The sequence below is a fragment of the Micrococcus sp. KRD012 genome, from assembly GCF_017168555.1.
GTDB classification, from domain to species: Bacteria; Actinomycetota; Actinomycetes; order Actinomycetales; family Micrococcaceae; genus Micrococcus; species Micrococcus luteus.
In genome coordinates this window covers 1-25,619 of sequence record NZ_JABFBB010000005.1, presented here as the reverse complement: position 1 = coordinate 25,619, position 25,619 = coordinate 1, and the positions used below count along the sequence as shown (strand labels likewise).

The following is a 25,619-nucleotide window of genomic DNA, read 5'->3' as shown; positions in this document are numbered from 1 at the left end:
CCCCCGCCCCTTCCGCCCCCGGCGAGGTCCACCACTCGGCGTCGTCCGTTCCCGTCGACAACGCGGAGGCCGTCGTCCCCGCGCTGCGCCAGCGCGCCCTCGCCCCGGGCGGCCGGCTCTACGGGCTGGCGGCGGCGGCCGCGGTCGGCGGGCTCACCCTGCTGGATCCGCACGCCCGCCGAGGGCGCGAGCGTCGGGCCCTCGCAGAGCTCGAGGCCGCCGTCAGCGGCACGTTTCTCGCGGCCGAGACCGCCAACGCCCTCCACACCGCCGCGATCGCCGACGGCGAGGTGGCCCCCTCCCCCGCCGCGCGTGCCCTGCGCGGGCTCGGCGGACTGGCCGTCGGCGGCGCGGTCGCGGCGGTCGCGCTGCGTGCCACCGGCCTGAACGACCGGATCGACGGCGCCGTGGTGCGCGGGCTCCAGCGGGTCGGCGTCCCCGCCCCGCGCGTCGCGCTGGCCGCAGCGGCCTCCCTGGCGATGCTGCTGGCCAACGAGGACGCCCGCCGGACCCGCCGCGACGCCGTCGAACTCGCCGTCACCGGACCCGCCGGCCTGGACGAGGACCCGGTCGACGAGGTGGAGCCGGAGCCCACCGCCGAGCTGCCGGTGGAGGTGCGCGTGCTGCTCGAGACCCTGCTCGACCCGGCGCTGGCCGAGGGCCGGGACCTGCCCGGGGCCGAGGCGCTGCGCTCCCAGCTGCCGCACGCGCGCACCGTCACCTCGGTGGCCGAGGCCATCCGTGAAGCCGGCGAGGTCCCGGACTGGGTGCCGCTCGTCGTCGAGACCGACGATGACGTCCGGCGCGCGGTGCCGAACGACTGCGTCTGGCCTGTCCGCGGCCGCTTCGCCTCCGGCTCCGCCGGAGGACACGAGCTCGAGCTGCGTCTGCAGGTGATCGACGGGGAGATCGGCGCCCTGACGGTGACCCTGCCCGCGGACGCCGAGGCGGACAGCGACGCCTGGGACGCGTTCCAGGAGATCGAGTCCTTCCCCGGCGTCGAGGACCTGACCTTCCACGTGGACGGCGACCGGCGCGCCTGACCGGGAATTCTCCCGGGGCCCGTCCAGCCCGGCCCACTACAGTGGGGACCCGCCCGACGTCGTCGATCCCCCTCCCGGAGAGTTCCCGCCATGACCACCCGGCGCGGCCCGTTCCGGCCCCCGCCCGCAGCTGCGCATGGGACTGAACGGGTTCCTCGTGGCCTGGCTGCTGCCCAACCTCGTGATGGCCGCCGTGGTGGCGGTCCTGGCCGTGGTCCCGGGCCTGCAGGCCTTCGGCAGCTTGACACCGCTGCTGACGGTGGTCGGGGTCGCCGGGCTGGTGGTGGGGCTGCCGCTGTGCCTGCTCGTGAACTGGGCGTTCCGGCACGTGCTCAACCAGTGGGTCCACGTGCTGGCGTACGCGCTGATCGGCATGCTCTACGGCCTGGTGGTGCTCACGCAGGGCGCGGCGGGCATCCTGCCGATGCTCATCCCGGTGATCGGCTTCCCGGCCGCCGTGCTCATGGCCCTGGGCCGGACGGCGGCCCGTCCCCTCGTCCGCACGGTCACCCCGGAGCCGTCGCCCGCCGAGCCGGCCTGAGCACGCCCGACAACGAGAAAGGACGATGGCCGGATGGCCATCGTCCTTCTCGGAACCGCGTCCGGGGCCCGCATCCCCTCAGGCATGTATCCCGGCTCGTGATTCGCACTGTGCACCGTCTCAATGGGGCATGACCCACTCTAGGAGGGACGACGGCGCCCCCGACAGTGGCGGATGGTGCAGACTTTCGGGCGATGATGTGAGGCAGCTCACATGGACGTGGTCCATGACGGTGCCGGCGCCGGCCTCAGTCAGACGGATCGGGGGAGCACCGCGCGCACCCGCCACCCCCAGCCCCCCGGCCCGGCCTCGATCGTGCCGCCGAAGGTGGCCACGCGATCCCGCATGGAGTTCAGGCCCACACCGGAGGAGTTCCACTGCGGCGGGCCGGACCGCTCGGTGACGGTGTTCTCCACCGCGAGCACCACGTCCGACCCCGCGTCGCGGAGTTCGATGCGCACGCGCGCGCCCTCGCCGGCGTGCTTGGCGACGTTCGTGGTGGCCTCCTGGAGCACCCGGTGCAGGGTGGACCGCACGGAGATCGGCATCGCGTTCTGGTCGCAGCGGACGTCCGTCTCCACCGTCATTCCGAGACTGCGCAGCTCCTCGGCCAGGCGGGCCACGGACAGCACCGGATCCGCGGACGTCGCCCCGTCCGCGCCCCCCGCGGCGCCCGGCTCACCGCTCGGGTCCACGATCCCGTCCTCCTGGAGGATGGAGAGCATGCGCCGCAGGTCCCGCAGCGCGTCCTTCGCGGAGTCCCCCACCACGTCCAGCACGCCCTGAGCCGCCTCCGGGGCGCCGAGGTAGCGTGCCGTCCGAGCCTGCATCGAGATGATCGTGAGGTTGTGCGCGACCACGTCGTGCAGGTCGCGGGCCAGGGAGCGACGCTCGGCCTCGGCGGCCAGCCGGGCCCGCTCCTCCGCCTCGAACACCCGGCGGCGATCCCGCTCCCGCCGGGTCAGGCTCTCGCGGATGAAGAGCCCGCCGCCGAGGCCCATGGACATGAGCAGCAGGATGAACCACGTCGCGTTCGACTGACCCACCGCGAACGGCTGGGCGACGCCCCAGGTCAGTGCCAGGACGGCGGCCGTGACGACGAACCCCCAGGAACGGGCGGTCGCCGCGACGGCCCCGAGGACCACGGGCGCGACGACGGCGAAGAGCACCTCGGAACCGCCGACGACGGTCGCGACGGCCCCGGGCAGGAGCAGGGCGAAGCCCACCGTGCTGCGCCACCACTGGGCGAGGAAGGCGCTGGTCGCCGACGCGATGGCGATCCCGTCCAGGACCGGGATGGCGCCGTGGCCCGGGCCGAACAGACCGATGTCGGACGCGGTCGAGGCGAGCAGGAACGCCGACCCGAAGGCGAGATAGACGCGGCTCAGCGGCGCCGCGGCCCAGAACGCGCGCCACCGCAGGCTGCGCGCCTGACGCCACGCCGAAGAGCGGCGCGCCCGGGAGGGCGCGCCGCTCCGGACGGAGGGGGTCGATGGGCTCGAATCAGGCATCGGGGGCGGACCGCCCCGGGGTCAGTCGCACCAGATGCCGAAGTGGCGGCACGTCCACTCCGCAGTGCCTTTGCCGAGGCCCAGGGTCGTGACGACGTCGTCCTCGGCCGAGGCCGCCGAGGCGGCGGCGGCCGGAGCGCCGACGAGGGTGGAGGCGAGCAGGAGAGCGGAAGCGAGGAGAGCGCGAGTCTTCATGGCCCCAGTATGTATGACGCCCGTCACAAATGGTGCACGCCGCGCACAGGCCGCGCCGCGGCATGGCGCAGATGACGGCCGGCGGGCACCCCGGCCTCGCCCCGACGCCGACAAGGTGGCATGCGCCACAGCACCGGTTACGCTGACGTGCGTGTCCGAAGAGCTGCGCATCCTGATCGCCGACGACCAGCCGCTCATGAGCGGCGCGCTCCGCGTGCTCGTCGACTCTGCCCCCGGCATGACCTGCGTGGGTGTGGTCGCCAACGGCGTCGAAGCCGTGGAGGCGTGCGCCGCCATCGAGCCGGACGTGGTCCTGATGGACATGCAGATGCCCCTGATGGACGGGGTGGAGGCCACACGCCGGATCAAGGACACCCACCCCGCGATCCGGGTCCTGGCGATCACCACGTTCACGTCCGAGGACTACCTCGTGCCGGCCCTGCGCGCCGGAGCGGGCGGCTACCTCCTCAAGGACGCGGAGCCGCCGGCCATCCTGGGCGCCATTCAGGCCGTCCATCGCGGCGAGTCCGTGCTCTCCCCCGCCGTGGCGACCAAGCTGCTCGCCTCGATCGAGCGGGACCGGCCGACGGTGGGCCCCACCTCGGTGCAGCCCGGCAGCCCCGACGGCTCCGACCTCACCGAGCGGGAGCTGGGCGTGCTGCGGCTGCTGGCCAGGGGTCAGTCGAACCCGGAGATCGCCGCGAACCTCTTCGTCTCCGAGTCCACGGTCAAGGCCAACCTCACGCGGATCATGGCCAAGCTGGAGGTCCGCGACCGCGTCCAGCTGATCATCCGGGCGGCCCAGCTCGGGCTCGTCACCCTCGCCCTGGACTGAGCGCGGCGGGGTCAGCCGCGGGCCGCGATCTCGTTGCGCCGCGTGTTGAGGTCCTTCAGGACTTGCATCCCGTGCTCCACCACCGGGTCCGCCTCGGCCAGGAGCGACTCCTTGGCCGGCCCGTAGGCGAGGTCGGCGAACGTGCCGTTCTCCGGGTCGAGGGCCCGGATCTCCTGCTGCACCAGGCGCACCTGGTCCAGGCCGGCCGCGTACTCCACCGCTCGCTCGTCGATCTTCGTCAGGGACGCCTCCGCGTCCTCCGGGATCTGCTCCAGGGCGAACTGGGCCTCGTAGAGCCGGTTCTGGTACGTGCAGGGCTCCTCGATGTCGTAGAGCCCCACGCCGCGACCCACGGCCTCCTGATTGGCCTGGGCGATCTCCTCCGCCAGGCGCTTGCCGACGGCGACCTCCGTGGGGGCGGCCATGCCGGCCTCCGCCATGGCCACGTTGACGGTGCCGCCGCCGATCGAGATGACCGCGCTCTCCATCCCCTCGGGCGCGCCCTCGTCCGAGGTGGTCATGCTCGCGGTCGCCCCCTGCGGGAGCCGATCACGCAGCCAGGAGTAGGACTCCTCCCCCATGCAGAGGTTGGGGCCGACCTTGAGGCCCTCCGGGTTGCGGCCCGCGCTCGTGACGCCGGCGAGGACCACGGTCCGCTCGGTGCCGCCTTGGTTCACCACCACGGTGTTGCCGTCCAGCACGGTGACGATGTCCACGCGGGCGGCGTCGGCGGCCACGCCGCGGAGGACGGTGACGATGCCCAGCAGGAGCAGGACGGCGGCGACGGCGAGGAAGACCAGCAGCCCCTTCAGGGGGACCCGGGCACGGGCGGCGACGTGAGTCATGCGGACTTCCTGCAGGTGGACGGCGGGACGGGGGGCCGCGACGACGGCCCGGAGCCCGAGTCTAGCGAAGGGCCCCGGGACCGCCGAGCGGCGGGCCGAGGGACGGCTGCGTCGGGCTCAGCGCTCCCGGCGGTAGAACGGCGTGGCCACCACGGTGAACGGCTCGCCGCGGCCGCGCAGGTCCACCTGCAGGGACGTGCCCTCGGCGGCCACGTCGCGGCGGACACGGGCCAGGGCGATGGGGTGTCCGAGGGTCGGGCTGGGGGCGCCCGAGGTCACCTCGCCCACCCGCTCGCCGGACTCGTCCAGCACGGCGTAACCGTGCCGGGCGGCACGCCGACCCGCGCCCTGCAGCCCCACGAGGACCTCCTCGACGTCGTCCCTGCCGACCAGCGCGGATCGTCCGACGAAGTCGGCCTCCTTGCTCGCGGGCACCGCGAAGCCGACGCCAGAGGCGTGCGGCTGGTGCCCGGTGTCCAGCTCGTTGCCGTAGAGCGGCATGCCCGCCTCCAGGCGCAGCGAGTCCCGCGCGGCGAGCCCGCACAGCGTCAGCTCCACGCCCGCCTCGTCCGCGGCCGAGAGCATCGTGTGCCACACGGCGGAGCCGCGGTCGCCGGCCTCGGCGGTGGAGGCGGCGGGCAGGAACAGCTCGAAGCCGTCCTCGCCGGTGTAGCCGGTGCGGGCGACGATGGCGGTGACGTCGCCGGCGTCTGTGGGCACGGTCAGGGTCAGGTGGCCGTAGTACTTCAGCTCGGCCAGCTGCGCCGCGGCCTCCGGCATGGCCCGGGCGAGGATCTTCTCGGCCTGCGGGCCCTGCACGGCCACGAGGGCGGTGGTCGAGGACTCGTCCTCGACGACGGCGTCCCAGCCCGACGCCCGCTGGTTCAGGGCGGTGTGGACCGCGGCGATGTTGCCGGCGTTGGGCACCACCAGGTAGTCGGGCTCGGAGCCGGCCTCGCCGTCGTCCATCCGGTAGACGATCGTGTCGTCGAGGATGGTGCCGGCGTCCGTCAGGCACAGGGCGTACTTGGCGCGGCCGGGCTTCAACGTGGAGAGCACGCTCGAGAGGGCGTGGTCCAGCATGGCCCCGGCCTCCGGGCCGGTGACCCGGATCTCGCCCATGTGGGAGAGGTCGAACAGGCCTGCGGAGGTGCGGACGGCCTTGTGCTCGGCCAGCTCGGAGCCGTACTTCAGGGGCATGTTCCAGCCGCCGAAGTCCGTGAACGTGGCGCCCGCGGCCTCGTGGACCGGGTGCAGCGGGGAGTTGCGCGTCGAATCGCTCATGGGGGTGATCCTCTCAGTCCTCGTCGGCGGTGTCGGCCACGGCGCCCTCGAACGCCTCGGGCGGCGGGCACGAGCACACGAGGTTGCGATCGCCGTAGGCGCCGTCGATGCGGCCCACCGGCGGCAGGTACTTGTCCAGACGCAGGCTCGGCACCGGCGTGCCCGCCTGGGCGCGCGAGTAGGGGCGATCCCACTCGTCGGCCATCAGGACGTTGAGGGTGTGCGGGGCGCGACGCAGGACGGAGTCCGCCACGGTCTCCGGGGTGACGGCGGTGATCTCGGCGTGGATGGCCTCCATCGCCTCGATGAACCGCTCGATCTCCTCGAGGTCCTCGGACTCGGTGGGCTCCACCATGAGCGTGCCGGCCACGGGGAACGCCAGGGTGGGGGCGTGGAACCCGTAGTCGATGAGGCGCTTGCACACGTCCTCGGCGGTCACGCCCGTGCGGGCCGTGAGCTCGCGCAGGTCGAGGATGCACTCGTGCGCCACGAGGCCGTCGTTGCCCGTGTACAGCGTCGGGTAGAGGGGCGCGAGGCGGCGGGAGATGTAGTTGGCGCCCAGCAGCGCGTGCGCGGTGGCGGAGCGCAGGCCCTCGGCGCCCATCAGGTGGATGTAGGCCCAGGAGATGGGCAGCACGCCGGCCGAGCCGTGCGGGGCCGCGGTCATCAGGGCCTCGCGGGAGGGCAGGTACGGCACCAGGTGCTCGCCCACCGCCACGGGGCCCACGCCCGGGCCCCCGCCGCCGTGCGGGATGCAGAACGTCTTGTGCAGGTTCAGGTGGGAGACGTCTCCGCCGAACTCGCCCGGCTGGGCCAGGCCCACGAGCGCGTTGAGGTTGGCGCCGTCGATGTACACCTGGCCTCCCGCGGCGTGCACCGTGGCGCAGACCTCCTTGACGTCGGCGTCGTACACACCGTGCGTGGAGGGGTAGGTGATCATGATGGCCGCGATGCGGCCCTCGTTCGCCGCGATCTTGGCGTCCAGGTCGGCGGCGTCGATCGTGCCGTCGTCGGCGGTGGCGACGACGACGACCTTCAGCCCCGCCAGCACGGCCGAGGCCGCGTTGGTGCCGTGGGCGGAGGCCGGGATCAGGCAGATGTCCCGCTCACCCTCACCGCGGGCCAGGTGGTACTGGCGGATGGCCCACAGGCCCGCGAACTCGCCCTGCGAGCCGGCGTTCGGGGCCACCGAGACGCCCGCGTAGCCGGTGATCTCGGCGAGCTTGGCCTCCAGGTCCGCGATCAGGAACCGCCAGCCCTCGGTCTGGTGGTCGGGCGCGAACGGGTGGATGGAGCAGAACTCGGGCCAGGAGATGGCCTCCATCTCCGCGGTGGCGTTGAGCTTCATGGTGCACGAGCCCAGCGGGATCATGGTGCGGTCCAGCGCCAGGTCGTAGCCGGAGAGGCGGCGCAGGTAGCGCAGCATCTTCGTCTCCGAGTGGTGGGTGTTGAACACCGGGTGCGTCATGAACGCGGAGGAGCGGCGCAGCGCCTCCGGAACGGCCGGGGTGGCCACGGCGCCCTCGTGCGCGGAGGCCGGCAGGGAGCCCGCGTCCAGGCCGAACGCCGTCAGGACGGCCACGAGGTCGGCGTCGACGGTGGTCTCATCGGCCGCGATCCGCAGGGTGTCCGCGTCCACCAGGCGCAGGTTCACGCCGTTCTCCTCGGCGGCCTGCAGGACCTGCTCGGCCCGGCCGGGCACGCGGACGGTGATCGTGTCGAAGAAGTGCTCCTCGGCGACCTCGACGCCACCGGCCCGCAGCGCCTCCGCCAGGCGGACGGCCTGGGCGTGGGCGTGGCGCGCGATGCGGGCGATGCCCTGGGGGCCGTGGTAGACGGCGTACATCGAGGCGACGATCGCCAGCAGCGCCTGGGCGGTGCAGATGTTGGACGTGGCCTTCTCGCGCCGGATGTGCTGTTCGCGCGTCTGGAGGGCGAGGCGGTAGGCGGGCTTGCCGGCGTCGTCGTGGGAGACGCCCACGAGGCGGCCCGGCATGCTGCGCTGCAGGCCCTCCTTCACGGCCATGTAGGCGGCGTGGGGGCCGCCGAAGAACAGGGGCACGCCGAAGCGCTGCGTGGAGCCGACGGCGATGTCCGCGCCCTGCTCCCCGGGCGGGGTGATCAGGGCGAGGGAGAGGATGTCCGCCGCGACGGTCACGAGGGCGCCGGCCTCCTTGGCCTGCGCGATGACGGCGGCGTGGTCGTGGATGCGGCCGGAGTCGCCGGGCTGCTGCAGCACGACGCCGCACAGGCCCTTCTCCTCGACCTCGGCGCGGACGTCCTCCGGGATGCCTGCGGAGAGGTCGGCCACGCGCACGTCGATGCCCACGGCCTCGGCGCGCAGGCGCACCACGGAGAGGGTCTGCGGGAAGAGGTCCGCGTCGAGGAGGGTGACGCCGTCGGTCCTGCGGCGGTTGGCGCGGTGCATGAGGAGCACGGCCTCGGCGGCGGCGGAGGCCTCGTCCAGCAGAGAGGCGTTGGCGATGTCCAGGCCGGTGAGGTCCTGGACCATCGTCTGGTAGTTCAGGAGGGCCTCGAGGCGGCCCTGGGAGATCTCCGGCTGGTACGGCGTGTAGGCCGTGTACCAGGCCGGGTTCTCCAGCACCTTGCGGAGGATGACGCCCGGGGTGACGGTGTCCGAGAAGCCCTGCCCGATCATCTGGGTCTTCATGACGTTGCGGCCGGCGATCTCGCGCAGCTGCTCCAGGACCGCGGACTCGGTCAGCGGGGCGGGCAGCTCGAGGGGCTTCGGCTGGCGGATGCCGGCGGGGACGGCGGTGTCCACGAGGGCCTCGAGCGAGTCGTAGCCCAGGGTCTGCAGCATGTGCTCGACGTCCGCGGGCCGCGGGCCGATGTGGCGGGCCACGAAGGGGGCCGAGGCGGTGTCCTTGGGCTCGACGCGCTCGTGGGGCAGCGCAGTCGTGCTCTCGGTGGTCTGGGGGCTGGTCACGGGGTACCTCCGGGGGATCCTGCCGTGGTCACGGCGTGGGTCTGCTCCTCCCCGCTCTGTCATGGACCTGAGAGTTTCCGACGCCCGGGTGGGCGGCTTGCACCGTCGGTGGTCTCGGTCCGGACGCGGGCGCGGCGGAGTGAGACGCTTTCCAGAGCGCCTGACCCCACGCGGTACGGATGCCTGAGAGATTCCCGGGGAGGGTTTGCTCCTTCGGCGGCCTGCTCACGCGGCCGGCCGGGGCAGGACGCGCGCCGACGCTCTCCCGCGCGGGGCATGCGGCGTGCCGTCAGTATCCCACACGTGTAGGCCCCGTCACAGGGCGCCCGGGAGGGGTCGGACGGGGCGTGTCGAGGTCTTTCGTTGATGAAACGGCGGCGTGTCGAAGCGCTTTCGTTCAGGAAACGGGTGACGGGAGGAATGACTCAGTCGCATGCCGTCGGCTCACGATAGTCGGTAAGGGACGTCATTCGGCGGCGCGCGTCATCGCCGGGCCTCAATCCCACAGCCCGGCAAGCCCGCCCAGCTGGTAAACCGCGAGCCCGATGACGACAAGACAGACAAGCCCTCCCAGGGCGTTGGCCAGTGGGCCGTTCCGATGCGAGCCCATCAGCCGACGACTGTTCATCACGACCATCAGGAATACGGCCACGATGGGCAAGAGAAGCCCGTTCGCCGCCTGTGCGATGACGATGACCTCCGTGGGATTCGTTCCCGTCAGGGCAATGACGGCACCGATCGCAAGGACTGCGCCCCACACGATGCGAGCAGGGACGCTGCGCAGATCGGTGTCCTGGCCCAGTGTGCCGGCAATCGCGTACGCCGCGCCGAGCGGGCCAGCTACGGCGGACGTGAACCCGGCCGCGAACATGCCCGCCGCGAACACCCAGCCAGCCGCGTCCCCGAGGAGGGGTTCCAGGGCGGAGGCGAGGTCCCGACCGGTCTCGGCCTGCATGCCCTTGACGTACATCCCACCGAACGCCGTCGCCATCACGGCCAGAGTGATTACACCTCCGACGGAGATCGACACCGCCGTGTCCGTTCTCGCCGCTCGGAGAGATTCCCGCGAATCCAGACCCGGCCCCCATTTCTCCTGCACCAAACTCGCGTGCAGGAAGAGGTTGTAAGGGACCACGGTGGTCCCGATCAGTGCGACCGCCAGCAACGCCGTGCCGGGTGGCAGCCGGGGAATGAACATGCCCATCAAGAGGTCGCCGATCGGAGGCTGAACTAGGACTGCAGTGACGATGAACAGCAGCCCCAATAACCCGACCATGACGGTCAGCACCCGCTCGATCAGTTTGTAGCTGCCTGTCCAGAGCAGAATGCCGATCGTGAGGACGATCCCGATGACGACCACGGGCTGACTGAGTCCGGTCACACTAGTCAAGGCGAGGGCGGTGCCGACTGTGTCACCACCGGCGTAGGACGCCCCTCCGATGCCGATCGCCGCGACGACGAGGATCGCCATGACAAGTCGTGCCGGCACCGAGGAGAACACCTCGCGCAGAGCGTGTCCGAGACTCATGCGGGTCGCGAGGCCCAACCGTCCCGACATCTCCTGCAAGACGATGGTGGCCAAAATTGAGAAGACGACAGCCCAGGCCAGGACGAATCCCTGCTCGGCTCCGGTAACGATGGAGGTTGTGATGGTCCCCGGCCCGATGAAGGACGCGGCGATGATTAGCCCCGGACCGAAACGACTAGGCCTCTCGTCTTGGGGCAACACCTCATTGGAGAACCGGCCATCCCTCGCCTGCGTTGCCATCGCGTCTCCTCCATCTCCGGCCCGCATGGGTCAAGATGAAGCGTATGCCGGGTATGATGCACATCATAGTGGATCTGGACTATTTCATCCCATATGAGCCCCCACGTGTTGCCCCTTATGGTCTGAGACGGGCATCCCTACGATGGAGCCAGGGCTACGGCCCTTTGCCCGACCCGCAGAGCTCGCCGAAAGGAACGCCATGTACACCCGTAGCCGGAACGACGTCGAGAAGGTCGAGTGGGGCGGAGGCACCTCCGAACGCCTCATCACCGCGAAGGACGAGATGGGTTTCGCCGTCGCCCACACGATCGTGCGCGCCGGATCGTCCTCGAAGCTCCAGTACCGCAACCACAAGGAGGCCTGTTACTGCATCGCGGGCAACGGCTCCGTGGTGGAGCCGGACGGCACCGTCCACGAGATCACGCCGGGTGTCATCTACGTCCTGCCGGACCACGAGCCGCACGACCTGCGCGGCGGCACCGAGGACATGCACCTGATCTCGGTGTTCAACCCCGCCATCACCGGCGACGAGAAGCACACCCTGTCGGAGGACGGCTACTCCAGCTACTGAGCCCGGGCACGGTGACGGGAGGCGTCGACGACGGCGCCTCCCGCGTCGGCGCCGACGGCGGCGTCCGGTCGTAGGGTGGCGGGGTGCTCAACCTGTGCGCCCCCGAGCGCACCGTGCGCCGCAACACCCACCTGGCGCTGGTGCTGACCGCGATCGCGGGGATCCTCAACTCCGTGGGCTTCGTCGCCGTGGCCACGTACACGTCCCACATGACGGGGATCGTGGCGTCCATGGCGGACGCGGCGGTCCTCCACGCCCCGGGTCTGGTCGGCACGGGCCTGCTCGCGCTGGCCATGTTCATCCTGGGCGCGGTCGTCTGCGCGCTGGTGTTCAACTGGGGCCGGGTCAACGGCCTCCGCTCGCGCTACGCCAACATCCTCCTGCTCGAGGGCGTCGGCATGCTGGTGTTCGGCCTGCTCGCCGAGCACGTCCGCGATGCGCACCGGCCGCTGGTCGTGGTGGCCGTGCTGTGCTTCACCATGGGCCTGCAGAACGCCTTGATCACCCGCATCGGGGCGTGGCCGATCCGCACCACGCACGTGACGGGCATGGTCACGGACATCGGCGTCGAGCTCGGCAAGATCCTGTACCGCAACGGCCCCGGGGCCGCGGCCCCCGTCGTCGGGGAACCGCGGCGCGTGGGACTGCTGGCGCTGCTCGTGGCCCTGTTCTTCCTGGGCGGGGTGGCGGGCGCGGCCGGTTACCTCTGGCTGGGCTTCGAGGTGGTCATCCCGGTGGCTGGCGTGCTGCTGCTCATCGCCCACCGCCCGCTGGTCCAGGACCTGCAGGACGCGTGGCTCACACGAAGGCCGAGACGCCGGTGAGGGCCCGCCCCACGATCAGGGTGTTCATGCCGTAGGAGCCCTCGTAGGAGTAGATGGCCTCCACGTCCCCCATGATCTTTGCGATCTCGTGCTCCGTGAGCAGGCCGTTGCCGCCGAGGGCGTCGCGGGCGAGCGCCGCCGAGGACCGGGCCAGCCGGGTCGAGGTGGCCTTGGCCATGGCCGCGTGCATCATCTCCATCCGCCCCTCCTGCCGCAGGGCGTCCACCTGGAGCATCATGCCGGCGGACGCGGCGAGGTTGCCGGCGACCTCGGCGATCTGGGCCTGGATCAGCTGGAACGCGGCCAGCGGGCGGCCGAATTGCTCCCGCCGCAGCGCGTAGGAGCGCAGCACGTCCAGCACGCCCATCTGCGCGCCGACGCCCTGCCAGCCGACCCACATGCGCGAGTCGCGCAGCAGGGCGCGGGTGGCGGCGAAGGTGGTGGCGCCGGGCAGGATCGCGTCCGTGGGCAGGCGCACGTCCAGGGTGATGTCCGCGTTCTGCATGATCCGCAGGCCCATCTTCCCGCTGATCTTGGTGGCCTCGTAGCCGGGGGTGTCGGTGGGCACCACGAAGCCCTTGATCTCGCCGTCGGCGGTGTCGCGCGCCCAGACGAGCGCGACGTCGGCGATCGTGCCGGCCCCGATCCAGCGCTTGGCGCCGCGGATGACCCACTCGTCGCCGTCGCGGGTGGCGGTGGTGGCGAGGCCTCCGGCGATGTCCGAGCCGTGGTCCGGCTCGGTGAGGCAGAACGCGCCCAGGGCATCGAAGGATTCGAGGCGCCCCTGCCACGTGGCCTTCTGACGCTCTGAGCCCAGGCCGGCGATCATGCCGAGGTTGAGCTCGTTGTGGATGCCCACGAGGGCGGACAGGGACAGGTCCACACGGGCGATCTCCGCGTGCACGAGCTGCTGGAACAGCGAGGACGAGCCGTCCAGGACGAGGCGCCCCAGACCCAGCTCGGCCAGGCCCGGCAGCAGGTCGAACGCGAACTCCTCGGCGTCCCAGTAGCGGGTCAGGTGTGGCCGCACGCGGGTCTGCAGGTGGTCCTCGATCGCGTCGAGCCGGGCACGCTCGACCGGTTCGAGGCGGTCCCGCAGGCGCAGCAGGTCCACGTGGGGCAGGCCGGGGGGGACGGCGGGCGCGCCGGAGTCGGTCGGGGACGGGGCGGTCGGCGATGGCGGTCATGGCTCTCCTTCGGGGGCGGTCCGACGACGGCGGGCGGTTTCGCCGCGAATCCGACTGTAGGACTTCCAACTATCCAGGTCTGCCAGTAGTGTTCCAGATCACAGGCCCCCGGCCAAGGATCCGTTCAGCAGCCATCCCGAGGAGGGACCCATGACCGTCCAGGACCCCACCGCCGTCGCCGCCCCGTCACCGACGGAGGTGTTCCGCGCGGCCCGCGACCTGCTGGTCGAGTGCCAGACCGACTATGAGCGCGCCCGCGCCGAGTTCGAGTGGCCCCGCTTCGAGCACTTCAACTTCGGCTTCGACTGGTTCGACCGCCTGGCCCAGGACCCGGCCCGCGCGGACGTGCCGGCGCTGATCATCGCCGAGGACGACGGGCGCAGCACCGAACGCACCTTCGCCGAGCTCTCCGCGGCCTCCAGCCGGGTGGCGAACTGGCTCTCCGCGCAGGGCCTGCGCCGCGGCGACCGCCTCATCCTGATGCTGAACAACCAGGTGGAGCTGTGGGAGTTCATGCTCGCCTGCATCAAGCTGCGGGTGGTCATGGTGCCCACCACCACGCAGATGACCTCCGGGGACCTCGAGGACCGCGTGACGCGCGCCGGCGCCGCGTGGGCCGTGGCCGGCGCCGAGGACCTGGCCAAGTTCGCCGGCGTCGGCGAGGACCTGCACCTGGTGCACGTGCCGGGCGTCTTCGCGGAGGGCCCGGCGCGCCGCGCCCCCGAGGTCGCCGGCCACACCGTGCTCTCCTACGACGACGCCGACGACGCCGCCACCGAGCTGACCCCGGCCGAGCCGACCCCCGCCGACGAGACGCTGCTCTTCTACTTCACCTCGGGCACCACCTCGAAGCCGAAGCTCGTGGAGCACACCCACACCTCGTACCCGGTCGGCCACCTCACGACGCTCTACTGGATCGGTCTGGAGCCGGGCGACGTGCACCTCAACGTGGCCTCCCCGGGCTGGGCCAAGCACGCGTGGTCCAACTTCTTCGCCCCGTGGATCGCGGAGGCCACGATCTTCGTGCACAACGCCCGCAAGTTCGACCCCGCGGCCCTGATGGCCAACATGGAGCGCTACGGCGTCACGAGCTTCTGCGCCCCGCCCACCGTGTGGCGCATGCTCATCAAGGCGGACCTGGCGCAGCTGACGACCCCGCCGACCAAGACCATCTCCGCGGGCGAGCCGCTCAACGCCGAGGTGATCGACCAGGTGCACAAGGCGTGGGGCACCACGATCCGCGACGGCTTCGGGATGACCGAGACCACCCTGCAGATCGCCAACACCCCGGGCCAGAAGGTCGTCATCGGCTCCATGGGCCGCCCGCTGCCCGGCATGGACGTCACCCTGCTCGACCCGCTCACGGGCCAGGAGGCCGAGGAGGGCGAGATCTGCCTGCGCCTGGACCCGCGTCCGGTGGGCCTGCTGAAGTCCTACTACGGCAACCAGGAGAAGACGGACGAGGTGTTCCGCGACGGCGTGTTCCACACCGGCGACATCGCCCGCCGCGACGAGAACGGCGTGCTGACCTATGTGGGCCGCGCGGACGACGTCTTCAAGTCCTCGGACTACAAGGTGTCCCCGTTCGAGCTGGAGTCGGTGCTGGTCAAGCACCCGGCCGTGATGGAGGGCGCGATCGTCCCCACCCCGGACGAGCTGCGCCTGGCCGTGCCGAAGGCCTTCGTCACCCTCGCCCCGGGCCACGAGCCCACCGCGGAGACCGCCCGGGCGATCCTGCGGTTCACGCTCACCCAGCTGCCCCCGTACAAGCGCATCCGCCGCATCGAGTTCCTCGAGCTGCCGAAGACCATCTCGGGCAAGATCCGCCGCGTGGAGCTGCGCAAGGCCGAGGTCGAGCGCGCCCAGACGGGCGCCGCCCCGGACGGCTACGGCACCGAGTTCCGGGAGGAGGACCTGGACCTGCAGCGCTGACCGGCCGTTCCCCGCCACCGCCCCGTCCGTGTCCGGCGGTGGCGGGGGACCCCCGGTGCGCCGCTAGTCTGGAGCGCCATGAAGAAGCCACCCCTCGCCCAGGACCCCATCCGGGAGGCCGCCCGGAACTGGGAGCGTCACGGATGGGGTGACGTCGCCCGCCCGATGGCCGCCATCACCTCGATCATGCGGGCCCAGCAGATCCTGCTGGGTCGGGCGCAGGCCGCGCTCAAGCCCTACGGGCTCACCTTCGCGCGGTACGAGCTGCTGGCGCTGCTGAACTTCTCGCGCGAGAAGCGGATGCGGATGTCCAAGGCGTCCGCGCTCCTGCAGGTCCACCCCACCTCGGTGACCAATGCGGTGGACCGGCTCGAGGCCGCCGGGCTGGTGGAGCGCACACCCCACGAGTCGGACCGCCGCGCGCTCGTGCTCGCCCTCACGGACGAGGGCCGGCGCGTCGCCGTCGCCGCCACGGAGACGCTCAACGCCGAGGTCTTCGGCCGTTCCGGCTTCGGTCCGGCGGACGTGGACACCCTCATCGACGTCCTCGGCCGGTTCCGCGCCGAGGCCGGCGACTTCCAGGCCGACGGCCCCGACGCCGGCGCGCCCGCGACGGCGGAGCACACCTCCTCCTGACGCGCCCTCCGGCCTCCGGACCGTCCGACTCAGCGGGGCTCGAGGCGCACGGCGCCGTCGAGCCGGATGACCTCGCCGTTCAGGAACGGGTTGGACACGATCTGCTCGACGAGCAGCGCGTAGTCCTCGGGCCGGCCGAGGCGGGCCGGATGCGGGGTCTTGGTGGACAGCGCCTCGCGGGCGGCCTCGGGCAGGCCGGCCATCATGGGCGTCTCCATCAGACCGGGGGCGATCGTGACCACGCGGATCTGCGAGGAGGCGAGCTCGCGGGCCGCGGGCAGGGTCAGCGCGACCACGGCGCCCTTGGAGGCGGAGTACGCGATCTGGCCGATCTGCCCGTCGTAGGCCGCCACGGAGGCGGTATTGACGATGACGCCGCGGTCCTCGCCGAGCGGCTCCTGCGCCTTCATCGCGGCGGCGGCCTGGGCCATCATCGACACGGTGCCGACCGCGTTGATCGCCAGAACCCGGCTCAGCACCTCGGTGGACAGCGGCCCGTCGCGACCCACGAGCTTGCCCGGCGTCGCCACGCCGGCGCAGTTGACCAGCACCCGCAGCGGCCCGGCCTCCAGCGCGGCGGCCACGGCCTCCCGGGCGGTGTCCTCGGCGGTGACGTCGCCCGTCACGAAGCGCGTGCGGGGGCCGAGGGCGGCCACGGCGTCGGCACGGACGGTCTCGCCCTCGCGGTCCGGCAGGTCGACCACCACGACGGCGGCGCCCGCGTCCGCCAGGCGGCGGGCGGTGGCATGGCCGAGGCCCGAGGCCCCGCCGGTGACGATCGCGCTCTGGTTCGACAGGTCCATGGACGGACCCTCCCTTCCTCCTCGGGATACCCCCCGAGTTCGATAGTTGCATGTCCTACGTTCTCATCCTAGATTAGCGGAAGAGTAACCCAGATCACACGCACAGCCGGGCCCGTCACGCCCGCCGTGGGCGGCGCCGCCCGGCGTCCGCCTTCCGCCTGGACCCGCGAGGAGCCCCCATGTCCGAGAAGACCGCGCCCACCGAGACCGCCCCCGTGATCCCCCACTTCGTGCACGGCGAGCGGCGCGAAGGCGCCTCCGGCCGGCACGGCGACGTCTACCACCCGGCCACGGGCGGCGTGGCGGGGCGCGTGCCGCTGGCCTCCGCCGAGGAGATCGACGCCGCCCTGGCCTCCGCCGAGGAGGGCTTCGCCGCGTGGTCGAGGCTGAACCCGCAGCGCCGCGGCCGCATCCTGCTGCGCTGGGTCGACCTGATCAACGAGAACATGGACGAGCTGGCCACCGTGCTCGCCCAGGAGCACGGCAAGACCTTCCCGGACGCCAAGGGCGACATCCAGCGCGGCATCGAGGTCGTGGAGTTCGCCGCGGGCGCCCCGCACCTGCTCAAGGGTGAGTTCACCGCCGACGCGGGCACCGGCATCGACGTGCACTCCATCCGCCAGCCGCTCGGCGTGGCCGTGGGCATCACGCCCTTCAACTTCCCGGCGATGATCCCGCTGTGGAAGGCCGGCATCGCCCTGGCGGCGGGCAACGCCTTCGTCCTCAAGCCCTCCGAGCGCGACCCCTCCGTCCCGGTGCGCCTGGCCGAGCTGGCCCTCGAGGCCGGCATGCCCGCCGGCGCCCTCAACGTGGTGCACGGCGACAAGGCCGCCGTGGACGCGCTCATCGAGGACCCGCGCGTCAAGGCCGTCGGCTTCGTCGGCTCCACCCCGATCGCGCAGTCCATCTACGCCCACGCCGGCCGCATGGGCAAGCGCGCCCAGTGCTTCGGCGGGGCCAAGAACCACGCCGTGGTCATGCCGGACGCGGACCTCGAGATGACCGCCGACGCCCTGGTCGGCGCCGCCTTCGGCTCCGCCGGCGAGCGCTGCATGGCGATCTCCGTGGCCGTCCCGGTCGGCGAGGAGACCGCCGACCGCCTGATCGCGCTGCTCCGCGAGCGCGTGAAGGACCTCAGGGTCGGCCCGTCGCTCGAGGCGTCCTCGGACTTCGGCCCCGTCGTCTCGAAGGACGCGAAGGAGCGCATCGAGGGCTACATCGCGGCCGGCGTCGAGGCGGGCGCCGACCTGGTCGAGGACGGCCGGGGCGTCGTCGTCGAGGGCCACGAGGACGGCTTCTACGTGGGCGCCACCCTGTTCGACCGCGTCACCCCGGAGATGAGCATCTACCGCGAGGAGATCTTCGGCCCGGTGCTCTCCGTGGTCCGCGCGAAGGACTACGAGGAGGCGCTCACGCTCGTGAACGAGCACGAGTTCGGCAACGGCGTGGCCATCTTCACCCGCGACGGCGACGCCGCCCGCGACTTCTCCACCCGCGTGGACACCGGCATGGTCGGCGTGAACGTGCCGATCCCCGTGCCGATCGCCTACTACACCTTCGGCGGCTGGAAGGCCTCCGGCTTCGGCGACCTGAACCAGCACGGCACGGACGGGCTGAAGTTCTACACCAAGACGAAGACCGTCACCACGCGCTGGCCCTCCGGCGTGCGCGAGGGCGCCAGCTTCGTGATGCCGGCCGGCTCGTGACCGCCCCGCAGCCCGTCCCGACCAGGAGGACCCCATGACCACCGTTCTGTTCCTCGGCCTCGGCCACATGGGCGGCCCCATGGCCGCCAACCTCGCCGCCGCGGGCCACCGCGTGCTCGGCTTCGACCTCGTCCCCGAGGCCCTCGAGAAGGCCCGTGCGGCCGGCGTCGAGACCGTCACGGACACGGCCGCGGCGGCCGCGGAGGCCGACGTCGTGCTGACCATGCTCCCCCACGGACGCCTGGTGCTGGACGTCTACCGGGGTGAGGACGGCGACGGCGGCCTGCTCGCCGCCGCCCGCCCCGGCACCGTGTTCCTGGACTGCTCGACCATCGACGTCGCCGAGGCCCGCGAGGCGGCCGCGGCGGCGGAGGCGGCGGGCATGCGGGCGGCCGACGCGCCGGTCTCGGGCGGCCAGGTGGGCGCCGAGGCCGGCACCCTCGCCTTCATGGTGGGCGCCTCGGACGAGGTGTACGCCGAGGTGCTGCCGCTGCTCGAGGTCATGGGCGCGCGGATCGTGCACTGCGGGGCCGCCGGCCTGGGCCAGGCCGCGAAGATCTGCAACAACATGGTGCTGGGGGTCACGCAGATCGCCGTCGCCGAGGCCTTCGTCCTGGGCGAGCGCCTGGGCCTGCAGCACCAGGCCCTGTATGACGTGATGAGCAAGGCCTCCGGGCAGTGCTGGTCCCTGACCACCAACTGCCCGGTGCCTGGCCCCGTCCCCGGCTCCCCCGCGAACCGGGACTTCCAGCCCGGCTTCGCCGGCGCCCTGATGGCCAAGGACCTCGGGCTCGCGCTCGCGGCCCTGGACGAGCAGGGCGTGGCGGCCGACCTGGGGCGCCTCGCGCAGGCCAAATACGCCGAGTACGCCGCCGGAGAAGGCGCCGCCCGCGACTTTTCCGGCATCATCGAGGACATCCGAGCATCACACACGGACAGGAGCGAGGCATGAGCGAGCAGACCACCCCGGACGGCGCCGAGTCGCCGATCATCGTGGAGCGGCAGGGCCGGGTCGGCCACATCCGCCTGAACCGGCCGAAGGCCCTGAACGCGCTGAACGAGGCGACGATGCGTGCTGTCGTCGCGGCGGTGCAGGAGCTGGACACCGACCCGGAGATCGGGGCGATCCTGCTCTCCGGCTCCCCCAAGGCGTTCGCCGCCGGCGCGGACATCAAGGAGATGGCCACCAAGGAGTTCTCCGAGATGTACGCGGCCGACTGGTTCGCCGGCTGGGACGGGCTCACCCGTGCCCGCACCCCCATCGTGGCGTGCGTGACCGGCTACGCCCTCGGCGGCGGCTGCGAGCTGGCCATGATGGCCGATGTGCTCGTGGCCGGCGAGGGCGCGAAGTTCGGCCAGCCCGAGATCAACCTCGGCGTCATCCCCGGCATGGGCGGCTCCCAGCGCCTGACCCGCGCCGTGGGCAAGGCGAAGGCCATGGACATGATCCTCACCGGCCGCATGATCGGGGCGGAGGAGGCCGAGCGCATCGGGCTCGTCTCCCGCGTGGTGGCCGACGAGAAGGCCCTCGAGGAGGCGCTGGAGGTGGCCGCGACCATCGCGTCCAAGTCCAAGCCGGCCTCCTGGATGGCCAAGGAGGCCGTCAACGCCGCGTTCGAGACCACGCTCGCCCAGGGCATCGCCTTCGAGCGCCGCGTGTTCCACGCCGCGTTCGCCACGGCGGACCAGAAGGAGGGCATGGACGCGTTCGCGGCCAAGCGCGAGGCGCGGTGGCAGCACCGATGAGCGGCGCGCAGACCACGGCGACGACGGCCCCCACGGCCGCACGGGACGGGGCGGCGGACGAAGTGCTCCTCGAGGTCCGCGACGGCCTCGGCCGCATCACCCTCAACCGGCCCCGCGCCCTCAACGCGCTCACGCAGGACATGGTCCGGGCGATCGACGCGGCCCTGACCGACTGGGCCGCGGACCCCGCCGTGCGCGGCGTGCTGATCCGCGGCGCCGGGGAGAAGGGACTGTGCGCCGGCGGTGACGTCGTCTCCCTGCGCTCCTCGCTCCTGGCCGGGCGGTTCGCGGAGGCCGAGGAGTTCTTCCGCGACGAGTACGCGATGAACGAGCGCATCGCCACCTACCCCAAGCCGTACGTGGCCTTCATGGACGGCATCGTCCTGGGCGGCGGCATGGGCGTGTCCGCGCACGGCTCGCACCGCGTGGCCACCGAGCGGACGCGCGCCGGCATGCCCGAGACGGCGATCGGGTTCACCCCCGACGTCGGCGGCTCCTTCCACCTCGCCCGCGCGCCCTTCCAGGCGGGCCGGCACCTGGCCGCGACCTCGGCGCACGCCTCCGGGTCCGACGCGGTGGCCCTGGGCCTGGCGGACGTCTTCGTGGAGTCCGCCCGGCTGGACGAGCTCGAGCAGGCCCTCGCCGCGGCGCTCGGCGCCCTCGGCTCGGCCGCGGACGCGGGCGCGCGCGACGACGCCGCCTTCGCCGCCGCCGACGAGGTGCTGGCCCGGTTCGCGGTGGCCGAGGACGCCCGGCCCGCCTCCGCCCTGGTGGCCGACCGGGAGTGGATCGAGGACGCCTACGGCCGGGAGACGGCCGCCGAGGTCCTCGCCGCCCTGGACGAGCGCGCCGCCGCAGGCGGGGAGCACGCCGAGGCTGCGGGGAAGGCCGCCGAGGCCATCCGCACCAAGTCCCCGACCGCCGTCGCCGTGGCCCACGAGGCCCAGCGCCGACTGGCCGCGCGCGGGGCGGACCTGACCGTGGCCGACGCGCTGCGCCAGGAGTTCACGATCGGCACCCACCTGATGCGCGAGCCGGACATGGCCGAGGGCATCCGCGCGCTGCTCGTGGACAAGGACAAGGATCCGACGTGGAGCCCGGCCCGGCTCGAGGACGTCTCGGCCGAGGACGTGGCCGGGCACTTCGAGCCCGTGTCCGGGGTGGACCCGCTGCAGCTCGGCTGAGCCCGCCCCGACGGACTGCGCCCCGTGGTCACGTGCGGTGACCGCGGGGCGCCGTGCTGTGCGGGCGACCGGGCAGGCCCCCGGCGTCAGCCGATCAGGCCGCGACCCACGATCATGCGCATGATCTCGTTGGAGCCCTCGAGGATCCGGTGCACGCGCAGGTCCCGGACGAGCTTCTCCACGCCGTACTCGTGCAGGTAGCCGTAGCCGCCGTGCAGCTGCAGGGCGGTGTCGGCGGCCTCGTAGCCGGACTCGGTGGCCACGAGCTTGGCCATGGCGCACAGGCGCACGGTGTCCGGGTCGTTGCGGTCCAGGGCGTCCGCGGCGCGCATGAGCATCGTGTGGGCGGTCTCCAGCTTCACGGACATGTCCGCGAGCTCGAAGACGAGGGCCTGCTTGGTGGTGAGCGGCTCGCCGAACGCGCTGCGCTCCTTGAGGTAGCGGGTGGCCTTGTCCAGGGCGGCCAGGCCGCCGCCGATCGAGCAGGCGCCGATGTTCAGGCGGCCGCCGTTGAGGCCCTTCATGGCGATGCGGAAGCCGTCGCCCTCCTCGCCGAGGCGGTCGGCCACGGGCACGCGGACGTCCTCGAAGATCACCTGGCGCGTGGGCTGGGTGTGCCAGCCCATCTTCTTCTCGTTGGGGCCGAAGGACAGGCCGGGGGTGTCCTTGTGGACCACGACGGCGGAGATCCCCCGGGCGCCCGTGTCCGCGGTGCGGCACATGACCACGTAGTAGCCGGAGGAGCCGGCGCCGGAGATGAACTGCTTGACGCCGTTGAGGACGTAGTGGTCGCCGTCGCGGACGGCGCGGGTCTTCAGCGCGGCCGCGTCCGAGCCGGCGCCGGGTTCGGTGAGGCAGTAGCTGGCCAGGTGCTCCATGCCCACGAGGTCGGGGATCCAGCGGGCGCGCTGCTCGTCGCTGCCGAAGGAGTCGATCATCCAGGCGACCATGTTGTGGATGGAGATGTAGGCGGCGAAGGCCGGGTCCGCCTTGGCGAGCTCCTCGAAGATCAGGATCGCGTCCGTGCGCGCCAGGCCGGTGCCGCCGTGCTCCTCCCCCACGTAGATGCCGCCCAGGCCGAGCTCGCCGGCCTCGGCGAGGACGTCCACCGGGAAATGCTACTCGGCGTCCCAGTCGAGGGCGTGCGGGGCGACGCGCTGCTCGGCGAAGTCGCGGACGGCGTCGACCAGGGCCTTCTGGTCGTCGGTGATGGGGAACATGGGTTCGTCCTCCTGGGGCTCGGGCCGGCCGCGCGGGCGGTCCACGACGGGGTGGTGCGGGGGTGACACCGCGGGCGGCGACAGGGTGTGACTGTCATCACCATGATAATAGGACATCCAATGATTAGCCGTGTCGCCGCCGGGCCGTGGGCTAGCGTGCTCCCCGTGCAGACCACCACCAGCCCCACCGCGGACTGCCCCCGCTCCCACCCCTCCGGCCGCACGGAACAGCTGTTCGGCATCCGCCGCCACGCGCTGATGACCGAGCGGGACGGCGCCCTCAACCCGGCCGCGTTCGAGGTCGGCCCGTGGTGCCTCGACCTGGACGGCCGGCCCACCGGCGCGGCGGCCACCGTGATCATGGACAACGCCACCGCGGTGGCCGTGCACCACGCGGCCCGGGACATCGAGACCGTGGTCACCACCGAGCTGCAGGTCAACGTGCTCGGCCCGCTGCCCGCCTTCGACGCGGCGGTCGCGGCCGGGGACGGCCCGCTGCTGGAGTGCTGGACCCGCCCGCTGGCCTGGGATGCCGCCGGCGGCGTGGCCCGCGCGTGGCTCGAGGACGCGGACGGGCGTCGCGTGGTCGAGGCGACCGGCTGGTTCCAGTCGGTGCCGGCCGGAGCGCCGGAGCGGATGGCCGAGTTCGTCGCGGCCGGACGGCTGCCCCGCGGGGCCGAGACCCGCGTGCCCATGCCGGGGCTGCTGGCCGCCCGCCCCGAGTCGCTGCCGACGGCCGATCCGGACACGCGCCCCGCCGTCGCCGCGGCGCCGACCGCGGGCGCCCGCTTCGCCCCGAAGCCGGAGCTGGCCAACCCGTCGGGCGCGGTCCACGGCGGGGCCATGACGCTGCGGGCGGTCACCGCCGCGCAGGCGGCCATGCCGGACCGCGAGCGCTACGACGTCCAGGCCGTGCGCGTGGTGTTCGTGCGCCCGGGGCATGGCGAGATGGTCGCCCTCACGCGGGTGCGGCACGCGGGCCGGTCCCTGCGCCTCGTGGACGTGGACCTCGTGCCGGTCGGCGCCGACGGCGTCCCCGTGGCCGACAAGCCGATGGTCCAGGTGCAGGTCACCTTCCGCGCTGCTCGGAGCTGACGCCCCGCCCGCCCGAGCACCCGAGCGCTTTCGAACGTGAGAAAGGGCCTATCTCACGTTCGAAAGCGCTCATTCCCCCGAGATCACGTTCGAAAGTCCCGGGTGGAGGAGGAGGGGCCGTCGTCGTGCGGCCGGCTCAGCGGCCCACGGTGCCGAACCGGGAGGCCACGGGGGCCGTGAAGGCGGGCTTCAGGAAGAACCACGCGGCGGCGGTGACCGCCACGCTCACGAGGAACACCACGAGGCCCCACGCGTCGGTGGCACCGCCCCGCGAGGTGTACATGTGGTTCAAGTTCGTCAGCAGGCCCGTGAAGGCCACGAGGAACACGTGCACCACGATGAACGCCACGAAGAAGACCATCACCGGGAAGTGCACCTTGCGGGCCACCTCCATGGGGAACGCCTTGTTCAGTCCCTTGGCCTCCGTGGGGAACCACGAGGACATGCGCCAGCCCGTGAGGGCGGCGAGCGGGGCGGCCACGAACACCACCAGCGCGTAGGAGAGCATCTGCAGCGCGTTGTAGTGCACCCAGCCGTTCTCCGTGGGCCAGTCCAGGGACAGGTACTGGATGCCGGCGGACAGGGCGTGCTGGAACACGTGCGGGTCCGTGGGCACGATCCGCGCCCAGTGGCCGGTGACGATCAGCAGCACCACGAAGATCACGCCGTTGAGCAGCCACAGCGCGTCGAGGGCCTGGTGCGTCCAGATGGTGAGCGAGAACTTCTTCGGGGTGTTGCCCCGCGCGGAGAACAGGCCGTCCTTCGTCGGAGTGAAGTTGGCCGGAGGCCGCGTCTCGTGACGGATCTGCAGGCCCGTCCGGATGATCAGCACCATCAGGAACATGTTCAGGAAGTGCTGCCAGCCCATCCACCAGGGCATCCCCTCGGGGGTGCCCTCGGGCAGGACCGGGTGCCCGTCGTAGGTCGCGATGAAGTCCGCCACCGGGTCGAGGCTCCGCAGCCAGCGTCCGGCCAGCACTGCGAGCAGCGCCAGCACGACGACGCCGGCCACCGCCGGCAGCGCCTTGCGCAGGCGGGACGGGGCGGCGGATTCGGCGGCGTCCGTCTCCGCGGCCCGAGCGGGCGTGCCGGTGGCGGCCCCGGGGGCGGCCCGGGGCGGCTGCGCGGTGGAGGCCGGCGGGGCCGAACGGGTGTCCGGCGCGGTGGGAGCCGGCTCCGCAGCCGGCGCCGCGGCCACGGGGGCGGCGACGGCCGGCTCGACATCGGCCGGCTCCGCGGCGGCGGGCTCGGCGGTGGCCGGCTCGGCGACGACCTCCTGCGCCACCATCTCCGGCGCGGTGGGGCCGCCCACGGCGGCGAGCTCGGTGAACCACTCCCCCTCCCGGGCGAACGGCACGTACCCGGCCATGCGTCGCCGCTTCGCGAGCGGCACGAGGTCGGACTCCACGGGAGCGCCCACCCCGGCCGCGGCCGGCGCACCGGTCGCGGAGGCGACGACGGCCGCCACGTTCGGCACGACGGGCTCGGTCTCCGCGGGTGCGGGGGCCCGCGTCGGGGACGCCGAGGCGGCGATCGGCTCGGGCGCGACGGACCGCGCCGGGGCGGCGGCCGGGATCGATCCCGCGGCCGGGGCGGGGGCGCCGCCGAGCCACTCGGCCTCGCGGGCGAACGGGACGTACCCGGCCATGCGGCGTCGCGCGGACAGGGGCGTGAGGCCCGACGTCGGCGCGGTCGGCGCCACCGGGACGGCGGCCGCAGCCGAGGCGGGGGCCGCCGTCGTGG

General features: G+C 72.7%; 21 protein-coding genes, 1 pseudogene and 1 riboswitch. Of the genes and pseudogenes, 12 read left to right on the top strand and 10 right to left on the bottom strand.

Features of this window, described 5'->3' with window-relative positions:
• A partial coding sequence (locus J1M37_RS03245; RefSeq protein ID WP_206452089.1) for a hypothetical protein occupies positions 1–1,043 on the top strand: 1,043 nt, incomplete at its 5' end.
• Positions 1,044–1,179: 136 nt separating this feature from the next.
• Positions 1,180–1,584, top strand: coding sequence for a hypothetical protein (locus J1M37_RS03240; RefSeq protein ID WP_241250812.1), 405 nt, complete (start codon positions 1,180–1,182; stop codon positions 1,582–1,584).
• Positions 1,585–1,835: 251 nt separating this feature from the next.
• Here the strand turns inward: J1M37_RS03240 and J1M37_RS03235 are convergent, their stop codons facing one another.
• Together J1M37_RS03235 and J1M37_RS03230 are read right to left on the bottom strand one after the other, a co-directional pair.
• Positions 1,836–3,095 (bottom strand): sensor histidine kinase, encoded by a 1,260-nt coding sequence (locus J1M37_RS03235; protein ID WP_206452088.1) that lies wholly within the window; start codon positions 3,093–3,095, stop codon positions 1,836–1,838.
• Between the two features lie 21 nt (positions 3,096–3,116).
• Positions 3,117–3,290, bottom strand: coding sequence for a hypothetical protein (locus J1M37_RS03230; RefSeq protein ID WP_002856694.1), 174 nt, complete (start codon positions 3,288–3,290; stop codon positions 3,117–3,119).
• A gap of 151 nt (positions 3,291–3,441) precedes the next feature.
• On the opposite strand from J1M37_RS03230, the gene J1M37_RS03225 reads away from it, so the two are divergent.
• Positions 3,442–4,125: a response regulator gene (locus tag J1M37_RS03225; RefSeq protein WP_002856693.1), complete on the top strand. Its 684-nt coding sequence runs from the start codon at positions 3,442–3,444 to the stop codon at positions 4,123–4,125.
• An 11-nt stretch (positions 4,126–4,136) separates the two neighbouring features.
• On the opposite strand, the gene J1M37_RS03220 is transcribed toward J1M37_RS03225, so the two are convergent.
• The 4 genes from J1M37_RS03220 to J1M37_RS03205 form a co-directional block, all read right to left on the bottom strand.
• The gene (locus tag J1M37_RS03220; RefSeq protein WP_020624816.1) at positions 4,137–4,970 is read right to left on the bottom strand and encodes a thermonuclease family protein; all 834 of its coding nucleotides are present in this window, start codon (positions 4,968–4,970) and stop codon (positions 4,137–4,139) included.
• 117 nt (positions 4,971–5,087) lie between these two features.
• Complete coding sequence (gene gcvT / locus J1M37_RS03215; RefSeq protein WP_020624815.1) at positions 5,088–6,254, bottom strand: glycine cleavage system aminomethyltransferase GcvT; 1,167 nt, start codon at positions 6,252–6,254, stop codon at positions 5,088–5,090.
• A gap of 13 nt (positions 6,255–6,267) precedes the next feature.
• Positions 6,268–9,204, bottom strand: a complete 2,937-nt coding sequence (gene gcvP / locus J1M37_RS03210; protein WP_020624814.1) for an aminomethyl-transferring glycine dehydrogenase — start codon at positions 9,202–9,204, stop codon at positions 6,268–6,270.
• 161 nt (positions 9,205–9,365) lie between these two features.
• A riboswitch (glycine riboswitch) is annotated at positions 9,366–9,482 on the bottom strand.
• A 218-nt stretch (positions 9,483–9,700) separates the two neighbouring features.
• Positions 9,701–10,972, bottom strand: coding sequence for an Nramp family divalent metal transporter (locus J1M37_RS03205; protein WP_078025379.1), 1,272 nt, complete (start codon positions 10,970–10,972; stop codon positions 9,701–9,703).
• Positions 10,973–11,171: 199 nt separating this feature from the next.
• Here J1M37_RS03205 and J1M37_RS03200 point away from each other — a divergent pair, with 199 nt between their 5' ends.
• The gene (locus tag J1M37_RS03200; RefSeq protein ID WP_036338798.1) at positions 11,172–11,543 is read left to right on the top strand and encodes an ectoine synthase; all 372 of its coding nucleotides are present in this window, start codon (positions 11,172–11,174) and stop codon (positions 11,541–11,543) included.
• An 83-nt stretch (positions 11,544–11,626) separates the two neighbouring features.
• On the top strand, positions 11,627–12,367 hold the full coding sequence (locus J1M37_RS03195; protein ID WP_020624812.1) for a YoaK family protein: 741 nt from the start codon (positions 11,627–11,629) through the stop codon (positions 12,365–12,367).
• Here the strand turns inward: J1M37_RS03195 and J1M37_RS03190 are convergent.
• Positions 12,342–13,490, bottom strand: a complete 1,149-nt coding sequence (locus J1M37_RS03190) for an acyl-CoA dehydrogenase family protein (RefSeq protein WP_051995284.1) — start codon at positions 13,488–13,490, stop codon at positions 12,342–12,344. The two genes, J1M37_RS03195 and J1M37_RS03190, sit on opposite strands and share 26 nt — an antisense overlap.
• A 214-nt stretch (positions 13,491–13,704) precedes the next feature.
• Here J1M37_RS03190 and J1M37_RS03185 point away from each other — a divergent pair, with 214 nt between their 5' ends.
• A complete protein-coding gene (locus tag J1M37_RS03185; protein WP_036316146.1) occupies positions 13,705–15,486 on the top strand; it encodes an AMP-binding protein in 1,782 nt (593 codons plus the stop codon).
• 78 nt (positions 15,487–15,564) lie between these two features.
• Positions 15,565–16,122, top strand: a complete 558-nt coding sequence (locus J1M37_RS03180; protein ID WP_036316148.1) for a MarR family winged helix-turn-helix transcriptional regulator — start codon at positions 15,565–15,567, stop codon at positions 16,120–16,122.
• Between the two features lie 29 nt (positions 16,123–16,151).
• Here the strand turns inward: J1M37_RS03180 and J1M37_RS03175 are convergent, their stop codons facing one another.
• A complete protein-coding gene (locus tag J1M37_RS03175) occupies positions 16,152–16,925 on the bottom strand; it encodes an SDR family NAD(P)-dependent oxidoreductase (protein WP_036316150.1) in 774 nt (257 codons plus the stop codon).
• Positions 16,926–17,104: 179 nt separating this feature from the next.
• On the opposite strand from J1M37_RS03175, the gene J1M37_RS03170 reads away from it, so the two are divergent.
• Genes J1M37_RS03170 through J1M37_RS03155 form a run of 4 tightly spaced genes read left to right on the top strand, consistent with a single transcriptional unit; the run spans position 17,105 to position 21,561 of the window.
• Positions 17,105–18,631, top strand: coding sequence for a CoA-acylating methylmalonate-semialdehyde dehydrogenase (locus tag J1M37_RS03170; protein ID WP_073116130.1), 1,527 nt, complete (start codon positions 17,105–17,107; stop codon positions 18,629–18,631).
• A 34-nt stretch (positions 18,632–18,665) separates the two neighbouring features.
• On the top strand, positions 18,666–19,583 hold the full coding sequence (gene mmsB / locus J1M37_RS03165; protein ID WP_041102792.1) for a 3-hydroxyisobutyrate dehydrogenase: 918 nt from the start codon (positions 18,666–18,668) through the stop codon (positions 19,581–19,583).
• Positions 19,580–20,377 carry an enoyl-CoA hydratase gene (locus J1M37_RS03160; protein ID WP_060974190.1) on the top strand — a complete coding sequence of 266 codons (798 nt, stop codon included), beginning with the start codon at positions 19,580–19,582 and terminating at the stop codon, positions 20,375–20,377. Before mmsB ends, J1M37_RS03160 begins: the two co-directional genes overlap by 4 nt.
• Positions 20,374–21,561 carry an enoyl-CoA hydratase/isomerase family protein gene (locus J1M37_RS03155; RefSeq protein WP_206452087.1) on the top strand — a complete coding sequence of 396 codons (1,188 nt, stop codon included), beginning with the start codon at positions 20,374–20,376 and terminating at the stop codon, positions 21,559–21,561. Before J1M37_RS03160 ends, J1M37_RS03155 begins: the two co-directional genes overlap by 4 nt.
• 86 nt (positions 21,562–21,647) lie before the next feature.
• On the opposite strand, the pseudogene J1M37_RS03150 reads toward J1M37_RS03155, so the two are convergent.
• Positions 21,648–22,781 (bottom strand): annotated as a pseudogene (locus J1M37_RS03150) (acyl-CoA dehydrogenase family protein).
• A 165-nt stretch (positions 22,782–22,946) separates the two neighbouring features.
• Here J1M37_RS03150 and J1M37_RS03145 point away from each other — a divergent pair.
• The gene (locus tag J1M37_RS03145) at positions 22,947–23,876 is read left to right on the top strand and encodes an acyl-CoA thioesterase domain-containing protein (RefSeq protein WP_206452086.1); all 930 of its coding nucleotides are present in this window, start codon (positions 22,947–22,949) and stop codon (positions 23,874–23,876) included.
• A 136-nt stretch (positions 23,877–24,012) separates the two neighbouring features.
• On the opposite strand, the gene J1M37_RS11395 is transcribed toward J1M37_RS03145, so the two are convergent.
• Positions 24,013–25,619: cytochrome b/b6 domain-containing protein (locus J1M37_RS11395; protein WP_241250810.1), on the bottom strand; the 1,607-nt coding region annotated here is incomplete at its 5' end.